Genomic DNA, 21,739 nt, shown 5'->3' on the forward strand with positions numbered 1-21,739 from the left:
GCTGATCGCGGCCCTGCTGATCGCGGCCCTGCTGATCGGGGTTCTGCTGATCACCGGACTGCTGATCGCGGGCGCGACCGCCCTGCTGACCCTGATCCTGACGACCCGACCCCTGGTCGTCGCGGTTCTGCCCGCCCCGACGCTGCCGGTTCCCCTGGTTCTGACCCTGCGACTGGTTCTGTGCCTGGTTCTGACCCTGCGCCTGGTTCTGGTTCTGGCCACCGCCGCGCGGGCCGTCCTCGCGACGGTTCCGTTCGCCCTGGTCCTGCCCGTCCCCGCGGCCCCGGCTCTCGGCGGGCGCCTCACCGCCACCCCGAGTCGAACCCTCGTCCGCCTTCCCGGGTTCGCGCGCGGGCTGCTGGCCACTCGGCGGCTTCTGCGCGTCGGACCGGGGGGCACTCTCCGCGGTCGCGGCGGGCGCGGACTGGGCGGGAGCCTGGGACTTCCCGCCGCGGGCGGAGTCGATCATCGCCACCAGATCGCCCTTGCGCTTGCCTGACAGGCCCTTGAGGCCCATCTGCTGCGCCAGGGACTTGAGGTCCGCCAGTCGCATGGCTGCCAGTGCGGCATCCTGCGGAGGCGTGGAGTGGGTTTCCGTCGAGGTCACGGGTGTCCTTTCTGGGCCCGGGCCGAGGCGGTGTCCACCGCTTCGCACCGAGCAACTGTCCGGGACGCGGACGGGCGTCCCGGGTGGCCGCTGAGGCCTTCCGTGGCGGCGAACTGGCCGGACACGGATTCGTCTGAGGGGGATGTACACGAGGTGACGCCCACCGCGCCGACGTCATGTTGACCGTCGACTACGGACGAGACCCACTCACGGGCACGACAATCCCAGTTGACCACTCGCCGTTCGGCCGCTCCCACCGTGACCTACTCACGAGCTGCCGTCCGCCGAGGCGGACGGTGAACTGGAGATGTCTCGGGATGCGGGGACGACCGGGCGTCCGTGGCTTCGGCAAGCATACTACCCGCAGTCGGTCTCCACACGCGTCCCCCTCGCGAGTTCCACGGGCGTGTCCGCATCCCGGTCGACGGGCGGTAACCTACAGCCCACTGCGGCCGCGCGGAAGGAGGTCTGATGTTCGGAACGATGCTCGACACCCCGTTGCTCGTGTCCCGGATCCTCGACCACGCCGCAGAGCGCCACTCCGGCTCCACGGTCACCGGTTTCGTCGGGGACATGGAGCCCCGGACCCTTCGGTTCGACGTGATCGCCGCCAGGGCCGCGGCCCTGGCCCACGCCCTCACCGATCTCGGCGTGGGCGAGGGTGACGTCGTGGCCGTCCTGTCCGGCAGCCGCACCGAGGTCGTCGAGTCGCTGTTCGCGATCCCGTCGATGGGAGCCGTCGCGCTGTCGGTCAACGTCCTTAGGTCCCGGTCCTTCCTCCTCGCGGCGCTCCGCGACAACGACGTCTCCGTCGTGTTGGTGGATCCCGAACTGCTCTCTCTCGCACTCGAGGTGGTCGCCGACCTGGAGCACGTGCGCCACCTCGTCGTCTTCGACGCCCGGGTCGCCGGGGACACCACCGACCTGTCCGGGGACGGTCACGAGGTGGAACTCCACGCCCTGGAGGCCCTCCTCGACGGACGGCCGACCACCTATCAGTGGCCCGAGCTGGACGAACGCGCCGCGGCGGCGCTGGCCTACACCTCCGGCACGACCGGCCTGTCCAAGGCGGTGGCGTTCACCCACCGCTCGATCTGGCTGCACTCGATGCAGATGTGCATGGCCGAGAGCGCGGCGCTCCGCAGCGGGGACACCGTCCTGACGACCGTGCCGATGTACCACGTCCTGTCCTGGGGCCTGCCCTACGCGGCGTTCATGACCGGGGCGAGCATCATCACCGCCCGGCCGCGACCTGGTCAGGCCATGCACTCCGGCCGCGACCTGGCCGATCTGCTCGCCACGTTCAGACCCAACAAGGTCGCGACCACGCCGGCCTCCCTGCAGCGCCTCCTCCGCCGGCTGGAGACCAACCCCCAGCCGCTCGGCCACCTGGGCGAGGTCCTGGTCGGCGGCTCGCCGGTGCCGGAGGCGCTGTTCGACGCGTTCGTCACGCGACACGGGGTCACCATCATGCAGGCCTACGGCCTGACCGAGTCGAGTCCGATCGCCACGTTCGCCCGGGCCGACCCCCATTCGTCCGCGACCCACCGCCGGGCACAGATCCTCGGGCAGGGCAGGTTCCCCGCCGGGGTCGAGGCCCGGATCGTCGAAGCCGGGCGTGTCCTGCCGAACGACGGGTGGTCGGTCGGCGAGCTACAGATCAGAGGACCCTGGGTCACCGCACGCTATCTCGGCGACGACGCGACCGACCGGTTCGTCGACGGTTGGCTGCGCACCGGGGACATGGCCACCATCTCCCCCAGGGGCTACCTCGACGTGGTCGACCGGGTGGACGACATCATCGCCTCGGGGGGCGAGCTGATCTCCTCGGTGGAACTCGAGCACGCCGTCCTTCGGGACGAGCGGGTGGCCGATGCCGCGGTGATCGGCGTACCGGACGAACGCTGGGGCAACCGCCCCATGGTCCTGGTCCACCTCAAACCCGGCGCGTCCGCCACCGCGCGGGCGCTCTGGGAGTCGCTGGAGGGCCATGTGGAACTGTGGAAGCGACCGGACCACTGGGCGTTCGTCGACGACATCCCCCGCACGTCGGTCGGAAAGTACGACAAGCGGGCGATCCGTGCCCTCCACGCCGACGGGGCCTATCAGGTCACGACCATCTCACCGGGCTCCACCGCCTGACCAGGGTCACGGCCCGGCCGTGAACCCCCGTCGTGCGAGCGGACGTCCTCACTCCCCGACGAGAACCCGGGCGCCCTCCGCGATCCGGAGATCCAGGACCTGCCATCCCTGCGCCTCGGCGTCCCCGCGCAGGTCCGCGGGCAGCGCGGAGGTCCCCAGCACCAGGACGGTGGGGCCCGCCCCGGAGACCGTCGCGGCGAGTCCACGGTCCCGGAGCCGGCCGACCCACTCGGTGGTGCCGACGAGCGCCGGGGCCCGGTAGGACTGGTGGAGCCTGTCCTCGGTCGCGGCCAGGAGGAACTCCGGGTGCGAGGCCAGGGCCACCGACATCAGTGCGGCCCGACTGGCGTTGAAGGCCGCGTCCTCGTGGGGGACCATCTCCGGGAGCAAGCCCCGGGTCTGCGCCGTCGACGAGGTCTCGGCCGGCACCAGCACGGTGGCGACGATCGTCGGATCGACGTCCATGCGCACCGCGCGGTAGGTCACGGCGGTCGCCGATCGCTCGGTCCACGAGACCACGACCCCGCCGAGCACGCTCGCCGCCGCGTTGTCGGGATGCCCCTCGAACTCGCTCGCGAGCTGTACCAGGTGCTCGTCGGTCAACACGCCGCCCATGAGACCGTTCGCCGCGACCAGTCCCCCCACCGCGGCGGACGCGGAGGACCCGAGACCCCGGGAGTGCGGTATCGCGTTGGTACAGGCGATCCTGACCCCAGGGGCGCCCGTGCCGCCGGCCCGCAGTCCCGCCTCCACCGCCTTCGCGACCAGGTGGGAAGCGTCGGCGGGGACCTGACCGGCCCCCTCGCCCGAGACCTCGAGCTCGAGCCCCGAGCCGATGGTGGTCACCGTGATGGTGTCGTACAGGCCCAGCGCCACGCCCAGGGCGTCGAAACCCGGCCCGAGGTTGGCGCTGGACGCGGGCACCTCGACGGTGACCGAGCGACCGACCGGCAGGATACGTCCCCCGGAGCTGCCGAAGACCTCGGGGCCGGTACCGGTCACGTCGCTCATTCCAACCCGAGAGCGCCGGCGACGGCGGTCGGATCCACCGGGATGGCCTCCACCTCGGGCATGCCCAGGAGGGCGGTGTCCGGGTCCTTGAGCCCGTTGCCGGTGACGGTGCAGACGATCGTCTGACCGGGCTCGAGTTCCCCGTTGGCGTGCGCGTCGAGCAGTCCCGCGACCGACGCCGCGGAGGCCGGCTCCACGTACACGCCGTCCTTGCCCGCAACGGTGCGGTACGCCTCGAGGATCTGCTCGTCGGTGCGCTTGCGGAACGTGCCACCGGACTGGTCACGGGCGGCGACGGCGCCGTCCCAGGACGCCGGCGCGCCGATGCGGATGGCGGTGGCGATGGTCTCCGGGTTCTTGACCGGCGCCCCGTCCACGAGGGGCGCCGCGCCCGCGGCCTGCACGCCCATCATCCGCGGGCGGGTCGAGACGATGCCGTCCGCGTGGTACTCGCTGTAGCCCTTCCAGTACGCGGTGATGTTGCCCGCGTTGCCCACCGGGAGGAAGTGCAGATCGGGTGCGCGTCCGAGCACGTCGACGATCTCGAACGCGGCGGTCTTCTGGCCCTCGATCCGCACCGGGTTGACCGAGTTGACCAGACCGATCTCCGCGTACGTGGCGGTGGTCTTACGGGCCAGCTCGAGGCAGTCGTCGAAGTTGCCGTCCACCTGGATGATCGTCGCCCCGTGCATGACCGCCTGCGCCAGCTTCCCCGCCGCGATCTTGCCCTGCGGGATGAGAACCGCGCAGCCCATCCCGGCGCGGGTCGCATACGCGGCGGCCGAGGCGGAGGTGTTCCCGGTCGAGGCACACAGGACGGCCTTCTGGCCCCTCGCCCTGGCGTCGGTGACGGCCATGGTCATGCCGCGGTCCTTGAACGAGCCCGTCGGGTTGAGGCCCTCCACCTTGAGGTAGACCTCGCACCCCGTGACCCCTGAGAGGTAGGGCGCCGGGAGGAGCGGGGTCCCGCCCTCGAAGAGCGTCACCGGCTCCCAGGCGTCCCCGATCGGGAGCCGGTCGCGGTAGGCCTCGATGAGGCCGGGCCAGCGGTGGTGCACGGGCTGATGGGTGCTGCTCATTCGGTGTCCACTCCCTCGAGTCGGATGACGCTGGTGATGACCGAGACCGCGTCCTGGTCGGAGAGCGCGGCGACCGTGTCGGCGAGCGCGCGCTCCGAGGCACGGTGGGTCAGGACGGTGAGCTCCGCGGTGGGCTCGGAATCGTCGAGCTCCGACTCCGGGAACTCGACCTCGGTCTGCCGCACCTGGGCGATGGACACCCCGTGGCGGGAGAACTCGGCGGCGACCAGCGCCAGCACCCCGGGCTTGTCGGCCACACGCATCCGCACGTGGTACCGCGTGGAGACCTCGTCCATCGAGGCCACGGGTAGGGCCGCGTAGGTCGACTCGCCGGGTGCGCGACCCGAGTCCACCTTGTTGCGGGCCGCCGCGACCATGTCCCCGAGCACGGCGGAGGCGGTCGGGGAACCTCCCGCACCCTGTCCGTAGAACATGAGACGGCCGGCCGCCTCCGCCTCCACCACGACGGCGTTGAAGGCGCCGTTGACGGTGGCCAGCGGATGGCTGTTGGGCAACAACGCGGGGTACACGCGCGCCGAGACGGCCTCGCTGCCGTCCTCCCGCCGCAGCTTCTCGCAGATCGCGAGCAGCTTGATGGTGCAGTCCATGTCGCGGGCGGAGGCGAAGTCGTCGGGCGAGATCCTGGAGATCCCCTCCCGGTAGACGTCGCCCGCCGTCACCCGGCTGTGGAACGCGATCGAGGCCAGGATCGCGGCCTTGGCCGCCGCGTCGTACCCCTCGACATCCGCCGTGGGATCGGCCTCCGCGTACCCGAGCCTGGAGGCCTCCGCGAGGGTCTCCGCGTAATCGGCGCCCGTGGCCCCCATCGCGGAGAGGATGTAGTTGGTGGTGCCGTTGACGATCCCGAGGACACGCTCGACCTGGTCGCCGGCCATCGAGCGACGCAGCGGTCCGATCACCGGGATCGCGCCGGCCACGGCCGCCTCGAAATACAGATCGGTGCGGGTCGAGTCCGCGGCCTCCGCCAGTTCGTCGGTGTACTCGGCCAGCAGCGCCTTGTTCGCGGTGACCACGGCCTTGCCGTGACGGAGCGCCTCGAGCAGGAGGGGACGCGGCACGTCGATGCCGCCCATCAGTTCGACGACGACGTCGACGTCGTCCCGGGAGACGAGCGAGGCCGGGTCCGCGGTCAGGAGCTCCGGGTCCACCCCGCGATCGCGGGTCAGGTCGCGCACGGCGACACCCCGCAGGGCCAACGGGGCCCCGATGCGGGAGGCGAGAGCCTCCGCGTTCTCCGTCATGTAGCGGATGACCTCGGTGCCGACGGTGCCCATTCCGAGCACCGCCACTCCCACGGGTCGCACGCCTGACGCCGTTGCGTCGCTCACTGTCCCACCTCCAAGCTCGTCAGATCGTCCAGGGTTTCACGTCGGAGCACCAGGCGTGCCCGTCCGTCGCGGACCGCGACCACCGCGGGCCGCCCGATCAGGTTGTACCGGCTCGACATCGAGTAGCAGTAGGCCCCGGTCGCCGCGACGGCCACCAGGTCACCCGCACCGACGTCCTCCGGCATCCACAGGTCACGCACCACCACGTCACCGCTCTCGCAGTGCTTGCCCACGAGCCTCGCCACGACGGGTTCCGCCGACGAGGCGCGGCCCACCAGCCGGGCGTCGTACACGGCGTCGTACAACGCCGTCCGGATGTTGTCGCTCATCCCGCCGTCGACACTGATGTAGCGGCGGCTCTCCCCACCCGCGAGCTCGACGTCCTTGACCACGCCCACCTCGTAGAGGGTGACGGTGCCCGGTCCGGCGATCGCCCGGCCGGGTTCGACGACCAGCGTGGGGGGCGCGAGGCCGACGTCCCGTGAGAAGCCGTCGACGATCTCCGTCAGCGCGGCGGCCAGCTGGGCGACCGGGGGCGGGTCGTCGGAGGCGACGTAGCTGATGCCCAGTCCGCCACCCAGGTCCAGGTGATCGAGCTGGGCCGTGCGCTCGACACCGAACTCGTCGACGATGTCGCGCAGGAGGCCGATCACGCGGCGCGCGGCGAGTTCGAAGCCGTCGACGTCGAAGATCTGGGACCCGATGTGGCTGTGCAGGCCGGTGAGCCGGATGTGCGGTGCCTCGAACACCCCGCGGACGGCCGCCATCGCCGCACCGCCAGCGAGGGAGAACCCGAACTTCTGGTCCTCGTGGGCGGTGGCGATGAACTCGTGGGTGTGCGCCTCCACGCCCACCGTCACCCGGATGAAGACGTCCTGGACCACGCCCTCCTCGGCGGCGATGCGGTCGAGCAGGGCGATCTCGGACATCGAGTCGAGGACGACGTGCCCGACCCCGCTGCGCACGGCGAGCCTGAGTTCGTCGGCGGACTTGTTGTTGCCGTGCACGGTGATCCGGTCCGTCGGGAACCCCGCACGAAGGGCCACCGCGAGCTCGCCACCGGAGGCGACGTCCAGGCTCAACCCCTCCTCCGCCACCCAGCGCGCCACCTCGGTACACAGGAACGCCTTGGACGCGTAGTGGACCCGGTCGGCGCCCCCGAAGGCCTCCGCCATCTCGCGGCAGCGCGAGCGGAAGTCGTCCTCGTCGATGACGAACAACGGGGTGCCGAACTCGGCCGCCAGCTCATCCGCCGCGACCCCGGCGAACTCCACCACCCCGTCCCCGCGACGACCCGCACCGCGCGGCCAGACCGCCGGATCCAGGGCCATCACCCCGCCCACGTCGGTGGGACGCTCGCCGATCCCGGGCGCGTGCGGGAACTCGTGCCGGGACCCGGCCGGGTGCGCGCTCACATCTTCTCCGGGGCGGTGACGCCGATCAGCCGCAGTCCGTTCGCCAGCGTCTGTCGGGTCGCCGTGCTGAGCGCGAGCCGGGCGGCGTGGAGCGGCCCCGCCTCCTCGTCACCCATCGGCAGGACGCGACACGTGTCGTAGAAGCGGTGATAGGCGCCCGCGAGTTCCTCGAGATACCTGGCGACCCGGTGCGGTTCGCGCAGCTCGGCCGCGCTCGCCACGACCCGGGGGAACTCACCGATGGTCCGGATGAGCGCGCCCTCCCGGTCCTCGACCAGGAGCGCGAGGTCGGCGGCGTCGGTGGTGACCCCCAGGTCGGCGGCGTTCCGGGCGAGGGAACACAGGCGGGCGTGCGCGTACTGGACGTAGAAGACCGGGTTGTCGTTGGTCGCCGACGTCCACAACTGCAGATCGATGTCCATGGTCTGGTCCACCGAGGAGCGGATGAGCGCATACCGAGCGGCGTCCACCCCGATCGCGTCCACCAGGTCGTCGAGCGTGATGACGGTGCCGGCGCGCTTGCTCATCTTGACCGGGACGCCGTCCCGAACGAGGCTGACCATCTGCCCGATGAGGACCTCGATCGCCGCGGGGTCGTCCCCCAGAGCCGCCGCCGCGGCCTTGAGACGGGCGATGTACCCGTGATGGTCGGCACCGAGCATGTAGATGCACAGGTCGAAACCGCGGTCCCGCTTGTCCAGGAAGTAGGCGATGTCACCGGCGATGTAGGCCGCGTTGCCGTCGGACTTGAGGACCACACGGTCCTTGTCGTCCCCGAAGTCCGTGGAGCGCAGCCACCAGGCGCCCTCGGACTCGTACAGGTTGCCGTTGCCCTTGAGCACCTCGATCGCCCGGTCGACGGCGCCGGAGGTGAACATCGAGTTCTCGTGGGTGTAGACGTCGAAGACAGTGCCGAACTCCGCGAGCGACGCCTTGATGTGGGTGAACATCAGATCGACGCCCGTGGCGCGGAACGTCTCGAGCCCCTCGGCCTCCGGCAGCTCGAGGACGTCCGGGTGCTCCGCGACGACCCGGGCGGCGATGTCGTCGATATACGCTCCCGCGTACCCGTCCTCCGGAGTCGCCTCGCCGCGGGCCGCGGCGGCCAGCGACCTGCTGAACCGATCGATCTGGGCACCGTGGTCGTTGAAGTAGTACTCCCGGGTCACCTGCGCACCGGATGCCTCGAGCACGCGCCCGAGTGCGTCGCCGACCGCCGCCCAGCGGGTGCCTCCCAGGTGGATAGGGCCGGTCGGGTTGGCGGAGACGAACTCGAGGTTCACCCGACGACCGGCCATCGCGTCCCCGGTGCCGTACGCCTCGCCCTGCTCGATGACGGAGGCCACGAGCGACCCCTGGGCACCGGAGTCGAGGCGGATGTTGAGGAATCCGGGGCCGGCGATGTCCGCCGACGCCACACCGGGATCGGCGGCGAGCGCGGTGGCGATCTCCTGCGCCAGATCCCGCGGAGAGGCTCCGACCTTCTTGGCCAACTGCAACGCGATGTTGGTGGCGTAGTCGCCGTGTTCCGGGTTGCGCGGGCGTTCGACCGTCACCGTGTCCGGCACCACCGAGATGTCGGCTCCACGCTCGGTGAGAACGGTGATGAGAGCGGCGCGGATGACGGCGGCGAGGTCGGCGGGAGTCACGTCTTCCTATCCTAGGTGTCGGCACGTCGGCAGCGGAATCGGACACCGGCGTCCGCCCGCCCTCGCGACGCGGGCGGGCCCGATGCGGTCACGATCCCGCCCCGGTGCTACGATCGGTCTCGCTGTTCAGCAGGGCGGTTCGAAGTAGTCGCCCGGCGATCGGCCTCCGGCCCGGAAAGGCCGGTATCCCGCCCTCGTAGCTCAGGGGATAGAGCGTTGGTTTCCGGTACCAAAGGTCAGAGGTTCGATTCCTCTCGGGGGCACCACAGGAGTCCTCTCCCACCCGCAGACGCGGGATTGGGAGGGGACTTCCTCGTTTCCCGGACACTCTGATCCGGCGCTATCCCACCTAGTCCCCTCACGCCCGCGCGCCTGTCCTCTCACGCCCGCGCGCCTGCTCCCTCGCGCCTGTTACCTCTCCCCTCCGCGACGGCGGGTCGATCAGGTCGGATCCGATCCAGGCCTGCTGCCCTTCGAGGACCTGGAGAGCTCGCGCCGACACCCCTCGCGGAAGTTCGGGTTGCCGAAAAGCTGAGATGGGTTGCTAGTGTAATTATTACATCACCGCCCAAACGATGTTTTTCGCCATACCGAAAGGCCCTCTACTCCCATGCGTTCTCGATTGACCGGCCTCGCCGCCGCTGCGACGGCCGCTCTCCTGCTCGCGGGCTGCGCGACAACCCCGCGCAACGCCGGCGTCGATGCCCCCTTGACCGTCTACGCGACCACCGGGTACCTCGCCGACGCCGTGGCCAATATCGCTCCCGAAGCGATCGTGACCACGATGGTCGGGCCCGGCGGCGACCCACACACCTATCAGCCGTCGACCAAGGACATCCAAGCGATCCAGGACTCCGACGTGGTGCTGTGGAACGGGTTACACCTGGAAGCGCAGATGACCCACCAACTCGAGAGCCTCGGTGACAAGCAGCTGGCCGTAGGCGACGCACTACCCGACGACCTCCTTCTGTCCTGGCCCGAGACCGACGATGTGGGTAACCAGCTGCGCGACCCTCATGTGTGGAACAGCCCGGAAGCGTGGTCACTCGTCGTCGGCCTCGTCGCCGACAAGCTCGGCGAGATCGAACCCGACAGCGCGGCGGAGTACCGGGAGAACGCCAACGCTTACCAGGCCGAGATCGCAGAGGCCGCCGCTGAGGCCGAGGAGCTCCTCGCCCGTGTTCCCGAGCCGCGCATCCTGATCACCGGCCACGACGCGTTCAACTACTTCGGCGACTCCTACGATCTCGAAGTTCATGCGACCGACTTCGTGTCCACAGAGGCGTCGTTGAGCGCGGAGCAGATCTCGGACCTGGCGAAACTGATCGCGGAGTACCGAGTGCCGGTCATCTTCCAGGACAACCAGGCCAACCCCCAGGCGATCAACAGCCTTAGCGAGGCCGTTCATGCACTCGGTTGGGAGGTCGGGATCTCGGCCGACGAACTCTATGCCGACTCCCTCGGCGCGGAGCCCGGAGTTGACACTTATCTCGGCGTGTTCACCCACAACGCGAAGGCCGTCGCCGCCGCACTCGGGACGCAATGACCATGCTCATGGCCCAGAGTCCGGATGGCTCGCTCGCCCGCCCCACCGACACCGTGCTCGCGTGCGCCACCAAGGGCGTCTCGGTGGCCTACCATGCTGAGGCCGTTCTCCGGGGGGTCGACTTCCGCGTGCCCCAGGGAGTGGTGATGGGAATCGTCGGTCCGAACGGGGCCGGGAAATCCACACTGATCAAAGCAATGCTCGGGCTGGTCCCACCACTCACCGGGACCTCGGAGTTCTTCGGACAACCCCTTTCAAGGGTGCGGAGACGAGTCGGGTACATGCCGCAGTCCACGACTGTGGACTGGGACTTCCCGACCACCGTCCTCGACGTCGTCACTATGGGCACCTACGGCTCTCTCGGCTGGTTCCGGAGACCCGGGAAGAACGAGCGCGCCCGCGCCGTGGCGGCTCTCGAGCAGACGGGAATCCCAGGTCTTGCCGCCCGGCAGATCGGTGAGCTTTCCGGCGGACAACGACAACGCGTGTTCCTCGCCCGCGCCCTCGTGCAGGAGCCGGACCTGTACTTCATGGACGAGCCCTTCCAGGGCATCGACGCGAAAAGCCAGCAGGCCATCGTCTCCGTACTGCACACCCTGCGCGAGCAGGGAAAGACCGCTGTGATCGTGCACCACGATCTGGCGACCGTGCGCGACTACTGTGACCACGTCACGCTGCTCAACCGCCGGATCGTGGCATCCGGGCCCTCAGAGCAGTCGTTCACAAAGGAAAATATCCGCACCGCCTACGAGGTCACCTCGGACGACGACGCCTTCCTGCAGTTCGCGTCATGAGCCTGATCGAAATCCTCGACAACCACACCTACCAAATGGTGCTGTTCGGGACCATGACCATCGGGCTGGTCGCCGGTGCCCTGGGGAGCTTCGCCTATCTGCGCAAGCAATCACTCATCAGCGACGTGATCTCGCACGCAGCGTTGCCCGGTGCGCTCCTCGCGTTCCTGGCATCGGTTGTAGTACTGGGCACAGACGGCCGGAACATGATCGGTCTCATCGTCGGGGCCGTCGCCATCGGCACCGTCGCGGCGCTCTTCGCCAACGGGGTCACTCGGGTATCGAAGACTCAAATCGACACGGCCATGGCCGTGTCTCTCACGATCTTCTTCGGCGCGGGCATGCTGCTCATGCGCATAATCGGCAACGGCGCCTTCCCCGGCAAGGGCGGCATCCAGGACTACCTCTTCGGGAACGCCTCCGCCATCACCGTCGCCGACCTCACCACTAGCATCGCTGTCGGAGCTCTCGCTCTGGGACTGATGGTCGTGTTCTGGAAGGAGTTCGCCCTCCGCACGTTCGACCCCGTCCACTCCACCGTGCTCGGTTTCCGGGCGACTTTTATCGACACCCTGATGTTCACCACCATCGTCATCGCAACCGTGATCGGAGTGAAAGCCGTCGGGCTGGTCCTCATGGTCGCCTTCGTGGTCACCCCACCCGCCGCCGCCCGTCAGTGGACGCGAACACTGCCCGGCATGGTGACCCTGTCGGGTGTCTTCGGGGCCCTCGGGAGCGGAATCGGGGCGTACCTGTCGATAGTTCTCGGCAGAGTGCCCACCGGGCCACTCATCGTGCTCACCCTCTTCGTGATCTTCCTGATCTCGCTGCTCGCCTCACCGCGGCGAAGTGTCATCACACGCCTGGTCGCCCGCAGTCGTGCGCGCACGGCCGTGAAACGGGAACTCATCCTCGAGGGGGCCGCTAGATGAGTTTCGTCGTCGGCACCGCCCTGCTTGCGGTCGTCACCGCCCTCGCCTGCGCCCTGCCCGGCACCTTTGTCGTGCTGCGGAAGAACTCCATGCTCGTTGACGCGATCAGCCACGCCGTGCTTCCAGGGATCGTCATCGGCTACTTCTTCACCCGCAACCTCGACTCACCGCTACTGATCGTCGGAGCTGCCCTCACGGGGCTCATCGTGGTCCTCGGTAGCGAATGGCTCTCCCGGACCGGTCTCCTCGCCGGCGACGCACCCCAGGGCCTCATCTTCCCTGCTCTGTTCAGCGCGGGCGTCATCCTCGTCTCGGTGAACTTCGCGAACATCCACCTCGACACGCACGCCGTACTCGTCGGTGACCTTAACCTCGCCGCCTGGGATCAGTTCACCATCGGCGGCACCTCCATCGGGCCCGTCTACCTGTACGTGATGCTCGGTGTACTCGCTCTGAACATCGTCTTCCTCGGGGCTTTCTACTCCGGGCTCAAGGTCACCACCTTCGACGCCCAGTTCGCCACCAGCATCGGCGTGCGGGCAGGCCTCCTGAACACAGCCTTCATGTTTCTCGTCTCTCTCACCGTCACCGCAGCGTTCAACGCGGCAGGCGCGATCCTCGTCGTCGCACTGATGATCGTCCCGCCCGCCACCGCCTACCTCCTCAGCCGGAGCCTGCCGGTGATGGTCGGGCTGACTGCGGGCATCGCGGCCGCCGGGGCATTGGCAGGGTTCTGGATCGCGTACGCCCTGGACGCCGCGACCAGTGCCGGAATGGCAGTGTTCTACGGGATCCTATTCGTCCTCGTGCTCACCGCGACACGCATCGGGCACCGGTATCGGCGACGAACGAAGCGCGGCGTCCGGGTGCCGATAACGGTGTGAACCCCTCAGCCCCAGTTTACGAACGGCCCCGGTACCCTACCCGGGCGTCGGGGTGATCACCGCCCCACACCAGCCCGCACATAGGATCCACAAACGCCTCGGAGGGAACTCGGCCAGACCGCCCGATCAGCTCGGCAGGGTGATCCCATCGACCTCACCGATGCGGGTGACCACCCGCTCGAAGATCGTGGTCAGCGTGCCCACCTCTTCTTCGGTGAGCACGTCGATCAGTAGCTCTCGGACCTTCTCCACGTGCATGGGGGCCACCCTGGCGATCGCCTCGGCCCCCTCCGCGGTGAGGGTGACGATGGTGCCCCGGCCGTCTTCCGCGCACTCCCCCTTGGCGACGAGTCCCCGGGCCTCCATCCGCCTGACCTGATGCGACACACGGCTGCGGTCCCAGCCGAGAGCCGCCCCCAGATCACGGGCGCGCAGGCCCCGACCGTCCGCCTCGCTCAGGCTGACCAGCACCGAGTAGTCGGACTGGGACATCGACGCGTCGCGCTGGAGCTGGCGTTCGATCGCGAGGTCGAGCAACTGATTGACTTCCCGGTACCGGCGCCACATGCACTGTTCTTCATCGCTCAACCAGCGTGTCTCGCTCATGGGGCTATTACAGCACGGCGACCCGCCGCTGCGTCCTCCAGCCACCGGCCCGCCGCGGACCAGCCGGACCGCCCTCAGTCGCGGGCCGATGCCGACCTGCGCATGACGTGGGTGCGCGCGCTGCCGACACCCGCGAAGCGTGAACGGTCGCAGGTGAGGACGATGACCTGTGACGTGGAGGCCGCGGCGGCGATGACCGCACCCATCGTGAGGCGACGGGAGGGATCGGTGTACCCCATGGTGTCGTCGAGGAACACCGGGACACCGTTGTCCCCCACGAGTCTGGCGCAGGCGATTCTGACGATCACAGCCAGCTGTTCCCTGGCCCCGCCGGACAGGGAGTCGTAGTCGACGGAGACCTCCCCGATCCTCCGGCTGAGAATGGTGAGGTCCTCCCCCAGTCGCACGTCGAACTCGCGCCCGTAGACCAGTCGCCCGAGTTCGACCACCGCCCGGTGGAACGGCTCCTGGTAGGCCCGGAGAGCCTCGGACCGTCGCTGTTCGAGGGTCCGGTAGAGCAGGTCCGCCGCGCGTGCCCGCCGCCACAGGGCGGAGTTCTCCCTCTGCGCGGCCTCGACCTCACGTTCCGCCACCGCGACGTCCCCGAGCCGTCCCTGGTCTCCGATCGCGTTCACCCGACCGAGCGCTGTGGCCACCGCCGACGCGCACTCCCTCTCCTCGGCGACGAGGGCGGCCAGCGAGGCCCGCGCGTTCTCGAGGAGTTCCGACGGCGCGTCGGCGAGCGTCTCGTCCAGTCGGGCCCGCGCCTGACGCGCGGTCTCCCTTCTGGAGTCCACCTCGAACGTCGTCCTCTCCACCGCGGCCTCGAGCTCCGCGTCCGGCGTCACGGCCCGTGCGGCGGCGAGCGCGTCCTCGCACCCCTGCAGCCGGTCCGCGGCCTCCGCGGCCAACGCGCCCCTGGTGGCGAGGTCGGTTCGCAGAGTCTCGGCCTCGGCCGAGGCGGCCCGATCCTCCGAGCGGCACCTGATCAGGTCCTCCTCCGCCGAGGCCGACTCCGCTGCAGGGTCCGGTGAGTCCCCGTCCCCGGGCCCACCAGGGCCGGCGGGGGCCCCTGCCGATTCCTCGGCGTCCGACCCCACCTCCGCGGCGAGTATCGCGCGTCGTCTCGTCAGATCCTCGGGGGTGTCCCCCCGGAGCAGATCCGTCCTGCGCCGCCGGTGGGCTGCGATCTCGGCGCGGAGCCCCTCCGCCCGCCGTTCCCTCCTCTCGGCCTCGGCGAGCGATCCGCACCCGCTCTCGCGGAGCACCGTCTCGAGTCGGGACCTGGCCGTCGACTCCGCGCGGCGGACGGCCTCGGTGTCGCCGGCGGGGACCACGGTCAGCGACACCGTTCCCACCTCGAACACGGTGTCCTCGACGATCTCGCCCTCCCAGCCCGCGGACGCGTCGATCGTCTCCTCCCCGATTCGGGCCGTTCCCTCGCCGGCCACCGCCACCCTCGGGGCACTGGCCGCACTGCGGACCACGGCTTCGCGCAGGGCCGTGTCCGCGGATCGGATCCGCTCGACGGTCCCGCCGGGAAGGTCGACATCCGCGAGTTCGGCCTCCTTCTCCGCGAGTTCCCTCCCGACCGTCCCGAGGGTCTCGAGAAGGGAATCGAGGTCGGACAGGTCGGCGCGACGCCGGACCCGGTCGCGCGCGTCCCGCTCGGCGTCGACCAGTGCGCGGGCCCTGGTGACCCGCTCCTCGGCCGCTTCCAGGGCGGCCCGCGCCTCGCTCGCCCTGATCTCGGCCGGCTCCACCCTCCGCGTCGCCGCCTCCGTGGCGGATCGCAGGTCGGTTTCCCTGGTCAGTTCCTCCTGACGCCGTGTGATGAGGTCCGTGCGCTCCCGGTGGAGCCGGCTCGCCGCGTCGTGCGCCACCGTGGCGCGGTCGACCTCCGCCTCCGCGGCCCGGAGGAGCTCCCGGAACCGTGCGACGGTTCGTCCGGCCTCCTCGAGGCGCTCCACCTCCATCTCGACGGCGGCCAGCGAGGATCGCCTGGCGGAGTGGGCGGCGGAGTAGTGTGCGTGCTCGGTCACCGCGGCATCGAGTTCGGACAGCCCCGCCCTGGCGTCGTCCAGTGCCGTGCGTGCGTCCGCGAGCCGGGTCTCCGACCGCGCGAGCTCGCCGGTGGGCTCCCCGCGTCGTGCCGTCAGGTAGCGGTGACGTTCCTCCGCGACCCGGGTGACCAATGTGTCGTCACCCGTGGGAGCGGCCCCGCCGGCCGCGGCGTCCAGGGCTCGCCGCAGCGACTCCATCCCCTTGCCCGCCTCCACCTGACCGATGGGTTCGTCCTGGGCGATACGCAGCGCTCTCCACAGGGACCTGTCCACCCGGCGGTCCAGGAGGTCCCGCACGTAGTCGTGCGCGTCGTCACCCGTCAGCGCCACCTTCGCGGACCCCGGGAACTCGAGCGACGTGCGCTTGCCGCGCACGAACTCCTTGCGGTACCGCATCCGCTCGCGGTCGATCGTGAACTCGGCCTCCACCACCACCGGGACGTCACGCCCCACAGGGCTCGCGGCCTTGATCTCCGCTCGGCCGGAGGAGGCCTTGTGTTCGAGGAGCATCTCGAGTGCATCCATGAGGCTCGTCTTGCCCGATTCGTTGGGGCCCTCGATCACGAAGACCCCGCGGGGGGGCACCTGCACCTCCTCCCGGTCGACGCCTCGGAAGTCCTCGATACACAGCCGGTGCAGGATCACCTCAGGCCTCCGTCCACGAGCCGGTACAGCAGACTGAGCGCATTGCCGGCGTCCTCCGAGTCCGATCCGTTCGACGCCGCCTTCTCCACGAGATCCTGAACCGCGCGCCCGGCATAGCCGTCCACGAGGTCGGTGAAGTCCGAATCCTCCGCGCGGACCACCAGGTGGGTGAGCCGCTCTCGCAGGTATGCGGCCGCGAACAGCTCCGCCCACGTCTCCAGGAGATCGTCGATCCTCGCACGCAGGGCCACCCCGACGGTCCCGGTGAGGCCCAGCTTGAGGACCGTCCTGGGTTTGTCCTCGATCGCCTCGATCCGCTCGGCGAGGGCGTCGAGGTCCGACTCGGTCTCGATCTCCGCGGTGATCGCGAGGAAGGACCACCGTCCGGTCCGGACGGGTGTCACCACACAGTCACCCCGGCCGCCGGTGGGGCTCCGCGTCCCGAGCTCGACGAGCAGAGCCTGACCGGACGCCCTCTCGACGTCGTCGAACGCCGTGGTCTCGGGGCTTCCCGAGAACCAGATCCTGTCGCCGGCACCGACACTGGTGACCGAGTGCCTGTCGCCGAGGGCCACGTAGTCCAGGTGTCCCGACCCGACGGCGCTCTCGAGCTCCGCGACGCGGATCGCCTCGACGGACGGCGAGTCACCGCCGTAGACCTCGTCGGTGCCACCGTGCGCGACGAGGATGCGCAGGGAGTCGGTCGGGCCCAGGTCGGCGAGCAACGCGGGGAGACGGGCGGGATCCGGGCGCTTGGAGGTCCACGGGACCCCCACCACCTCGACCCCGGGGCGTATCTCCACGGGCTCGGAGTCACAGATGACGGTGACGGCCCCGCCGTCCACGGCCGAGGAGAAGTCCCGGCACCTCAGTACCGACGACACGTCAAGCGGATCGTGGTTCCCGGGGAGGATCAGTACAGGTACCGGGAAGGCCGCGAGAACCTCCGCGGCACGGAGCACGACCGATCGGGGAACGGCGTTGTCCTCGAACGCGTCGCCCGCGACCACGACGAACTCGGCGCCGTGCTCGAGGGCGATGTCCCCCAGCGACGCCACCGCGGCGAGCCGGTCCGCCGTGTACACCGCCTGTGACTCGGTCCCGAGGAATCGCCGTGTCATCCCCAGCTGCCAGTCGGCCGAGTGGAGGAATCGGATCGTGTCGCCGTCCCGTCGCCTGTCCATGGCCGCATCGTAGGTGGGGGCTCCGACAGTGCTGCGGCGGGATTCGCCGACCGGGTGGATCACGGGCGCTGATCCCCCGGCCGATACCGGCTGAACGCGTCGAGGAAGTCCTCCAGGTCGGCCACCACCCGCAGTTGTTCGAGTGGATCCCCGGTCGCGGCCGCGGCGAGTCTCCTGGTGACCGGTGCGTCCAGGAGATCCTCCAGACCTGCCGGGGCGGTGGTGGGGACGGCGGGGAGAAGTGGATCCCGGCCCCACAGGCTCTCCTCCACGTCGAAGGCGACCGCGCCGACGTCCCCGTCCGCGGTCCCCCCCAGCACGGCGCCCACCGTCTCGGCCCTCAGTCCCCGGAGTGCGAACATCACCTCCGGGGTGGCGTCCCACCACTCCACGAGCACGTGGGCGGCGGACAGCACGTGTCGACACGGGCCCGGCTGGACCGGGCACCGGCACGAGTACCGGGTGGCGCCGTGGACCGCCGGGAGCAGGAGGAATCCGACCGTGTCGGAGAAATCCCCGGAGAGCGCGCCCAGCACTCCTCCCTCCTCGCGGCGGAGCGCCGTGCGGAGCGCGTCGGTGTCCGTGGCGTCGAGCGGGGCGAACTCGAACTCCACGGAGAACGGGTCCGGTTGACTGCCGTCGACGTCGCACCGCACGATGCGGCCGGAGTGCTCCAGGGAGAGCACCCTGCCGTTGCGCGCGTCCTTGCGGCCGAGGAACGCCTCGCCGCGGCTCACGCCGGATTCGAGGTCCGAGGACCACCGCCGACTCCACATGTGCGACCCGAACGGACCCGCCTTGGACCTGGTGGGGATCCCTCCTCTCCCGCTCACGTCTCGTCCGTCCCCTCGTCGGTCAGCGCGACGAGTGAGGCCAGATCGGCGTCTGTCAGTTCGGTGAGCACACCCGCGAGGGGGCCGAGCGTCAGATCCGCCAGCTCGCGCTTGGACTCGAGCAACTCGTCTATCCGGTCCTCCACCGTCCCGGGCGCCACGAGGGTCCGCACCTGGACCACCCGGGTCTGCCCGATCCTGTGGACGCGATCCGTCGCCTGGTTCTCCACCGCGGGATTCCACCACCGGTCCAGATGCACCACGTGATTGGCCTCGGTCAGCGTGAGCCCGGTCCCGCCCGCCCGGAGGGAGGCGAGCATCAGCGGTGGGCCGTCCGCGCTCTGGAACTCCTCGACCATCGAGGCCCGACCACCCGCGGTGACACCGCCGTGGAGGAACGGGACCCCGGTCGCCGCCCGGCGCTCCACCAGCGGGAGGATCAGATCCCCGAAGGCACGGTACTGCGTGAACAACAGGACCTTCTCCCCCGCGTCGAGGATCTCGGTGAGGACCTCGTCCAGTGCCGCGAGCTTTCCGGACCGGTGTCGCCCACCCCGCAGCAGCGAGGACCCGTCGCCGAGATAGTGCGCAGGATGGTTGCACACCTGTTTGAGCGCGGTGAGACCGGACAGGATCGCACCCTTGCGGGCCGCACCCTCGGAGTCCCTGACCTGCTCCATCATGTCCTCGACGACCGCCTGGTACAGGGTCGCCTGTTCACGGGTCAGTGGTGAGTCGACCCTGATGTGTTGCTTGGCCGGCAGATCCGCGGCCACGAGCGGGTCCGACTTGAGTCGGCGCAGGACGAACGGGGCCGCCAGGGCACGCAGCCGGGTGGCCGCGGCCTCGTCTCGGTGCGATTCGATGGGGACCGCGAACCGGGCGCGGAAGGTACTGGCCGACCCGAGCAGCCCCGGGTTGGCGAAGTCGAACACCGCCCGTAGTTCGTCCAGCCTGTTCTCCACCGGGGTCCCGGTGAGCGCGATCCGGTGCCGCGCGGGGATCGATCTGATCGCCCGGGACACCGCGGTCGCCGGGTTCTTGACCGTCTGCGCCTCGTCCGCGACCAGACGCCGCCACCTCACCCCGGTGAGCAGGTCGACGTCACGAGCTGCGGTGCCGTATGAGGTCAGGACGAGGTCGGAGTCCGCCATCCTCTCGGCCGCGCCCTCACCTCGGTCCCGACCCTGTCCGTGATGGACGTGGACCCGGAGGTCCGGCGCGAACGTCGACGCCTCCCGGGCCCACGTGGCGACCAGGGTGAGCGGCGCCACCACCAGCGTCGGTCCGGACCTCCCGGCCGCGTGTTCGACCGCGGTGAGCGCGAGCACCTGCATCGTCTTGCCGAGACCCATGTCGTCGGCCAGGACCGCCCCGGTATCGGCCCGGGAGAGCGCCGAGAGCCACCTGACACCGTCCAGTTGGTACGGACGCAGGGTGGCCCGGAACCAGTCCGGGAGCACGACCGGGGACGACGACGAGGGGATCCAGTCGAGGGTGCCCGGCGACCGGACCTCGACTCCCTCCGCCTCCTCGGACATCAACGCCCCGACCAGAGCGGGTGCGGTCGTCCGCTGGCCACGCCTGGCGGCGAGGAAGCGGGCCGCCCGCCGGAGCGCACCCGGGTCCGCCCGGACCCACTGGCCGCGGAGCTTGACCAGGTCCGACGCGGCGTCGAGCAACATCCGGGCCTCGGTGGCGTCCAACGGGTTGTCGTCGACCACCAACTCCCAGTCGACGTCCGCCAGCTGTTCGAGGCCCAACCGGTGCCCCGAGTCCACCGACTCGGTCCCGGGCTCCTTGACGGCCAGCCTGACCGCTGTCTTGATCCTGGTCCAGGCCCTCGGCAGCAGGACCTCGACCCCGCGGGCCCGGAGTGCCTCCACCCCCTCGTCGACCAGGTCGACCACGAGATCGGTCGGCAGGAGCAGGTCGGGAACACCGGCCGCCTGGGTGGCCCGCGTCAGCGGCGGCCACGAACGGACGGCCCGGTCGACCACGTCGCGAACCGGTCCGTCCACGGAGGAGGTGTCGTCGAGGTCGGAGAACGGGCGGAGCGAATCGGCGCCCGTCCGGACCAACACCTGCAGCCGCCAGAGCACACCGGGATCCCGGGACCGCTCCCCCGGCGAGTCGTCAGCCGGGTCGTCGTCCACGGCGTGGCCAGGCGTCGCGGCGCGGTCCACCTCGGCGTCGTCGGAGGGTTCGACCACCCGGAACACCACCTCGACGTCCTTCGCGGCGGCCGCCCGGCCGAACTCCCGGACGGCATCGGCCAGGCCCTGACCGCCCGAGGTCACCTGACCACCGGTGACCAGTGCGTCACCGAGATCACTGTGGCGGTCTGCCGCCAGGGGTGCCAGCGCGGTGCGGGCGTGGTGGTCCGCCAGCTCGGACAGCAGCCGGACCAGCTCCTCGCGGGTGGCGACCAGCCCGTGGCTGCGCTGGAGGCTCTCGGTGGTCCAGGCCCCGATCACCGGTGAGGCGACCAGATCCCAGGACGCCTCCCACGCCCCGTCCCTGCGGGTGAGACACGGGACCACGTGGCCCGCGGCCACGAGCGCCGCGACCCCCGCGGACAGGGCGGAGAACGCCCGCAGTCCCGACCCGACCCACGTGTCCTCGGCCCCGAGGAGTCGACACAGGTCGATCGCGGCGCCGACGGAGATCCGGATCCCGGGCACCGTCGCCGATCTGGCCCTGCCGTCCACGACGGCACGGATGCCGATCCGGTGGGACAGCCTGTAGCCGGAGAGGAACTCCACCACCGCATCCGGGGCCCCGGCACGGCCCACGGCCGTCACCGCGGCAGCCGGCGCCACCGAGTGCGGTCGACGCAACCCCGTGTCGCACCACAACCCCACGACCCCGGACTGCCACACGGCGTGGAGACGGGGATCGGCGGACTGGGTCACGACGACATGTAAGCACGCCCGTCCGACACGGCACTCCGGTGCGGTGCCGGGCCGGGGCCCCGACGGCCCTTCCACACCCCGGTTA

Annotated in this window: 16 protein-coding genes and 1 tRNA gene; 6 read left to right on the plus strand and 11 right to left on the minus strand. The window is 70.2% G+C overall.

All coding sequences use genetic code 11. The features are described 5' to 3' along the window. Positions 1–607 (minus strand): Rho termination factor N-terminal domain-containing protein (locus G6028_RS09820; RefSeq protein WP_182658752.1); only part of this gene is annotated, 607 nt, incomplete at its 3' end. A 471-nt stretch (positions 608–1,078) separates the two neighbouring features. Here G6028_RS09820 and G6028_RS09825 point away from each other — a divergent pair. Then, a complete protein-coding gene (locus G6028_RS09825) occupies positions 1,079–2,749 on the plus strand; it encodes an AMP-binding protein (RefSeq protein WP_182610719.1) in 1,671 nt (556 codons plus the stop codon). Positions 2,750–2,797: 48 nt separating this feature from the next. Here the strand turns inward: G6028_RS09825 and thrB are convergent, their stop codons facing one another. The 5 genes from thrB to argS are packed head-to-tail and all read right to left on the minus strand — an operon-like array spanning position 2,798 to position 9,252. Continuing rightward, the gene (thrB, locus tag G6028_RS09830) at positions 2,798–3,760 is read right to left on the minus strand and encodes a homoserine kinase (protein ID WP_179525561.1); all 963 of its coding nucleotides are present in this window, start codon (positions 3,758–3,760) and stop codon (positions 2,798–2,800) included. Next, positions 3,757–4,839: a threonine synthase gene (gene thrC, locus G6028_RS09835; RefSeq protein WP_179525562.1), complete on the minus strand. Its 1,083-nt coding sequence runs from the start codon at positions 4,837–4,839 to the stop codon at positions 3,757–3,759. The genes thrB and thrC overlap by 4 nt, the downstream gene beginning before the upstream one ends. After that, a complete protein-coding gene (locus tag G6028_RS09840) occupies positions 4,836–6,188 on the minus strand; it encodes a homoserine dehydrogenase (RefSeq protein WP_179525563.1) in 1,353 nt (450 codons plus the stop codon). Before G6028_RS09840 ends, thrC begins: the two co-directional genes overlap by 4 nt. Beyond that, complete coding sequence (gene lysA / locus G6028_RS09845; protein WP_182658753.1) at positions 6,185–7,603, minus strand: diaminopimelate decarboxylase; 1,419 nt, start codon at positions 7,601–7,603, stop codon at positions 6,185–6,187. The genes G6028_RS09840 and lysA overlap by 4 nt, the downstream gene beginning before the upstream one ends. Beyond that, positions 7,600–9,252: an arginine--tRNA ligase gene (argS, locus tag G6028_RS09850; RefSeq protein ID WP_182639369.1), complete on the minus strand. Its 1,653-nt coding sequence runs from the start codon at positions 9,250–9,252 to the stop codon at positions 7,600–7,602. The genes lysA and argS overlap by 4 nt, the downstream gene beginning before the upstream one ends. Positions 9,253–9,442: 190 nt before the next feature. Here argS and G6028_RS09855 point away from each other — a divergent pair. The 5 genes from G6028_RS09855 to G6028_RS09875 all read left to right on the plus strand — a co-directional run bounded on the left by G6028_RS09855 (position 9,443) and on the right by G6028_RS09875 (position 13,408). Beyond that, a tRNA-Arg gene (locus G6028_RS09855) sits at positions 9,443–9,518 on the plus strand. Positions 9,519–9,862: 344 nt separating this feature from the next. Continuing rightward, positions 9,863–10,798, plus strand: a complete 936-nt coding sequence (locus tag G6028_RS09860) for a metal ABC transporter substrate-binding protein (protein WP_182658754.1) — start codon at positions 9,863–9,865, stop codon at positions 10,796–10,798. 8 nt (positions 10,799–10,806) lie between these two features. Next, positions 10,807–11,592, plus strand: coding sequence for a metal ABC transporter ATP-binding protein (locus tag G6028_RS09865; protein WP_182658755.1), 786 nt, complete (start codon positions 10,807–10,809; stop codon positions 11,590–11,592). Next, positions 11,589–12,524, plus strand: coding sequence for a metal ABC transporter permease (locus tag G6028_RS09870; protein WP_182658756.1), 936 nt, complete (start codon positions 11,589–11,591; stop codon positions 12,522–12,524). Before G6028_RS09865 ends, G6028_RS09870 begins: the two co-directional genes overlap by 4 nt. Further along, complete coding sequence (locus G6028_RS09875) at positions 12,521–13,408, plus strand: metal ABC transporter permease (protein ID WP_182658757.1); 888 nt, start codon at positions 12,521–12,523, stop codon at positions 13,406–13,408. The genes G6028_RS09870 and G6028_RS09875 overlap by 4 nt, the downstream gene beginning before the upstream one ends. Positions 13,409–13,534: 126 nt before the next feature. Here the strand turns inward: G6028_RS09875 and G6028_RS09880 are convergent, their stop codons facing one another. The 5 genes from G6028_RS09880 to G6028_RS09900 all read right to left on the minus strand — a co-directional run bounded on the left by G6028_RS09880 (position 13,535) and on the right by G6028_RS09900 (position 21,654). Continuing rightward, positions 13,535–14,014, minus strand: coding sequence for a MarR family winged helix-turn-helix transcriptional regulator (locus tag G6028_RS09880; protein ID WP_241730665.1), 480 nt, complete (start codon positions 14,012–14,014; stop codon positions 13,535–13,537). A 74-nt stretch (positions 14,015–14,088) separates the two neighbouring features. Continuing rightward, a complete protein-coding gene (locus G6028_RS09885) occupies positions 14,089–16,722 on the minus strand; it encodes an AAA family ATPase (protein ID WP_182658758.1) in 2,634 nt (877 codons plus the stop codon). Then, a complete protein-coding gene (locus G6028_RS09890; RefSeq protein ID WP_179525567.1) occupies positions 16,719–17,906 on the minus strand; it encodes a metallophosphoesterase family protein in 1,188 nt (395 codons plus the stop codon). Before G6028_RS09890 ends, G6028_RS09885 begins: the two co-directional genes overlap by 4 nt. Positions 17,907–17,965: 59 nt before the next feature. Then, on the minus strand, positions 17,966–18,739 hold the full coding sequence (locus tag G6028_RS09895; protein WP_259848322.1) for a hypothetical protein: 774 nt from the start codon (positions 18,737–18,739) through the stop codon (positions 17,966–17,968). Continuing rightward, entirely contained in the window at positions 18,736–21,654 is a 2,919-nt protein-coding gene (locus tag G6028_RS09900) for an SNF2-related protein (protein ID WP_182658759.1), read from the minus strand. Before G6028_RS09900 ends, G6028_RS09895 begins: the two co-directional genes overlap by 4 nt. Positions 21,655–21,739 lie beyond the last annotated feature (85 nt).

Origin of the sequence: Dietzia cercidiphylli, assembly GCF_014145145.1 — a bacterium.
GTDB classification, from domain to species: domain Bacteria; phylum Actinomycetota; class Actinomycetes; order Mycobacteriales; family Mycobacteriaceae; genus Dietzia; species Dietzia natronolimnaea.

Bases quoted from the DNA above. Each gene is read 5' to 3' on its own strand.
- G6028_RS09880 (WP_241730665.1), bottom strand. From the start codon at position 14,014: ATGAGCGAGACACGCTGGTTGAGCGATGAAGAACAGTGCATGTGGCGC.
- thrB (WP_179525561.1), bottom strand. From the start codon at position 3,760: ATGAGCGACGTGACCGGTACCGGCCCCGAGGTCTTCGGCAGCTCCGGG.
- G6028_RS09865 (WP_182658755.1), top strand. From the start codon at position 10,807: ATGGCCCAGAGTCCGGATGGCTCGCTCGCCCGCCCCACCGACACCGTG.
- G6028_RS09875 (WP_182658757.1), top strand. From the start codon at position 12,521: ATGAGTTTCGTCGTCGGCACCGCCCTGCTTGCGGTCGTCACCGCCCTC.
- G6028_RS09870 (WP_182658756.1), top strand. From the start codon at position 11,589: ATGAGCCTGATCGAAATCCTCGACAACCACACCTACCAAATGGTGCTG.
- G6028_RS09825 (WP_182610719.1), top strand. From the start codon at position 1,079: ATGTTCGGAACGATGCTCGACACCCCGTTGCTCGTGTCCCGGATCCTC.
- G6028_RS09890 (WP_179525567.1), bottom strand. From the start codon at position 17,906: ATGGACAGGCGACGGGACGGCGACACGATCCGATTCCTCCACTCGGCC.
- thrC (WP_179525562.1), bottom strand. From the start codon at position 4,839: ATGAGCAGCACCCATCAGCCCGTGCACCACCGCTGGCCCGGCCTCATC.
- G6028_RS09860 (WP_182658754.1), top strand. From the start codon at position 9,863: ATGCGTTCTCGATTGACCGGCCTCGCCGCCGCTGCGACGGCCGCTCTC.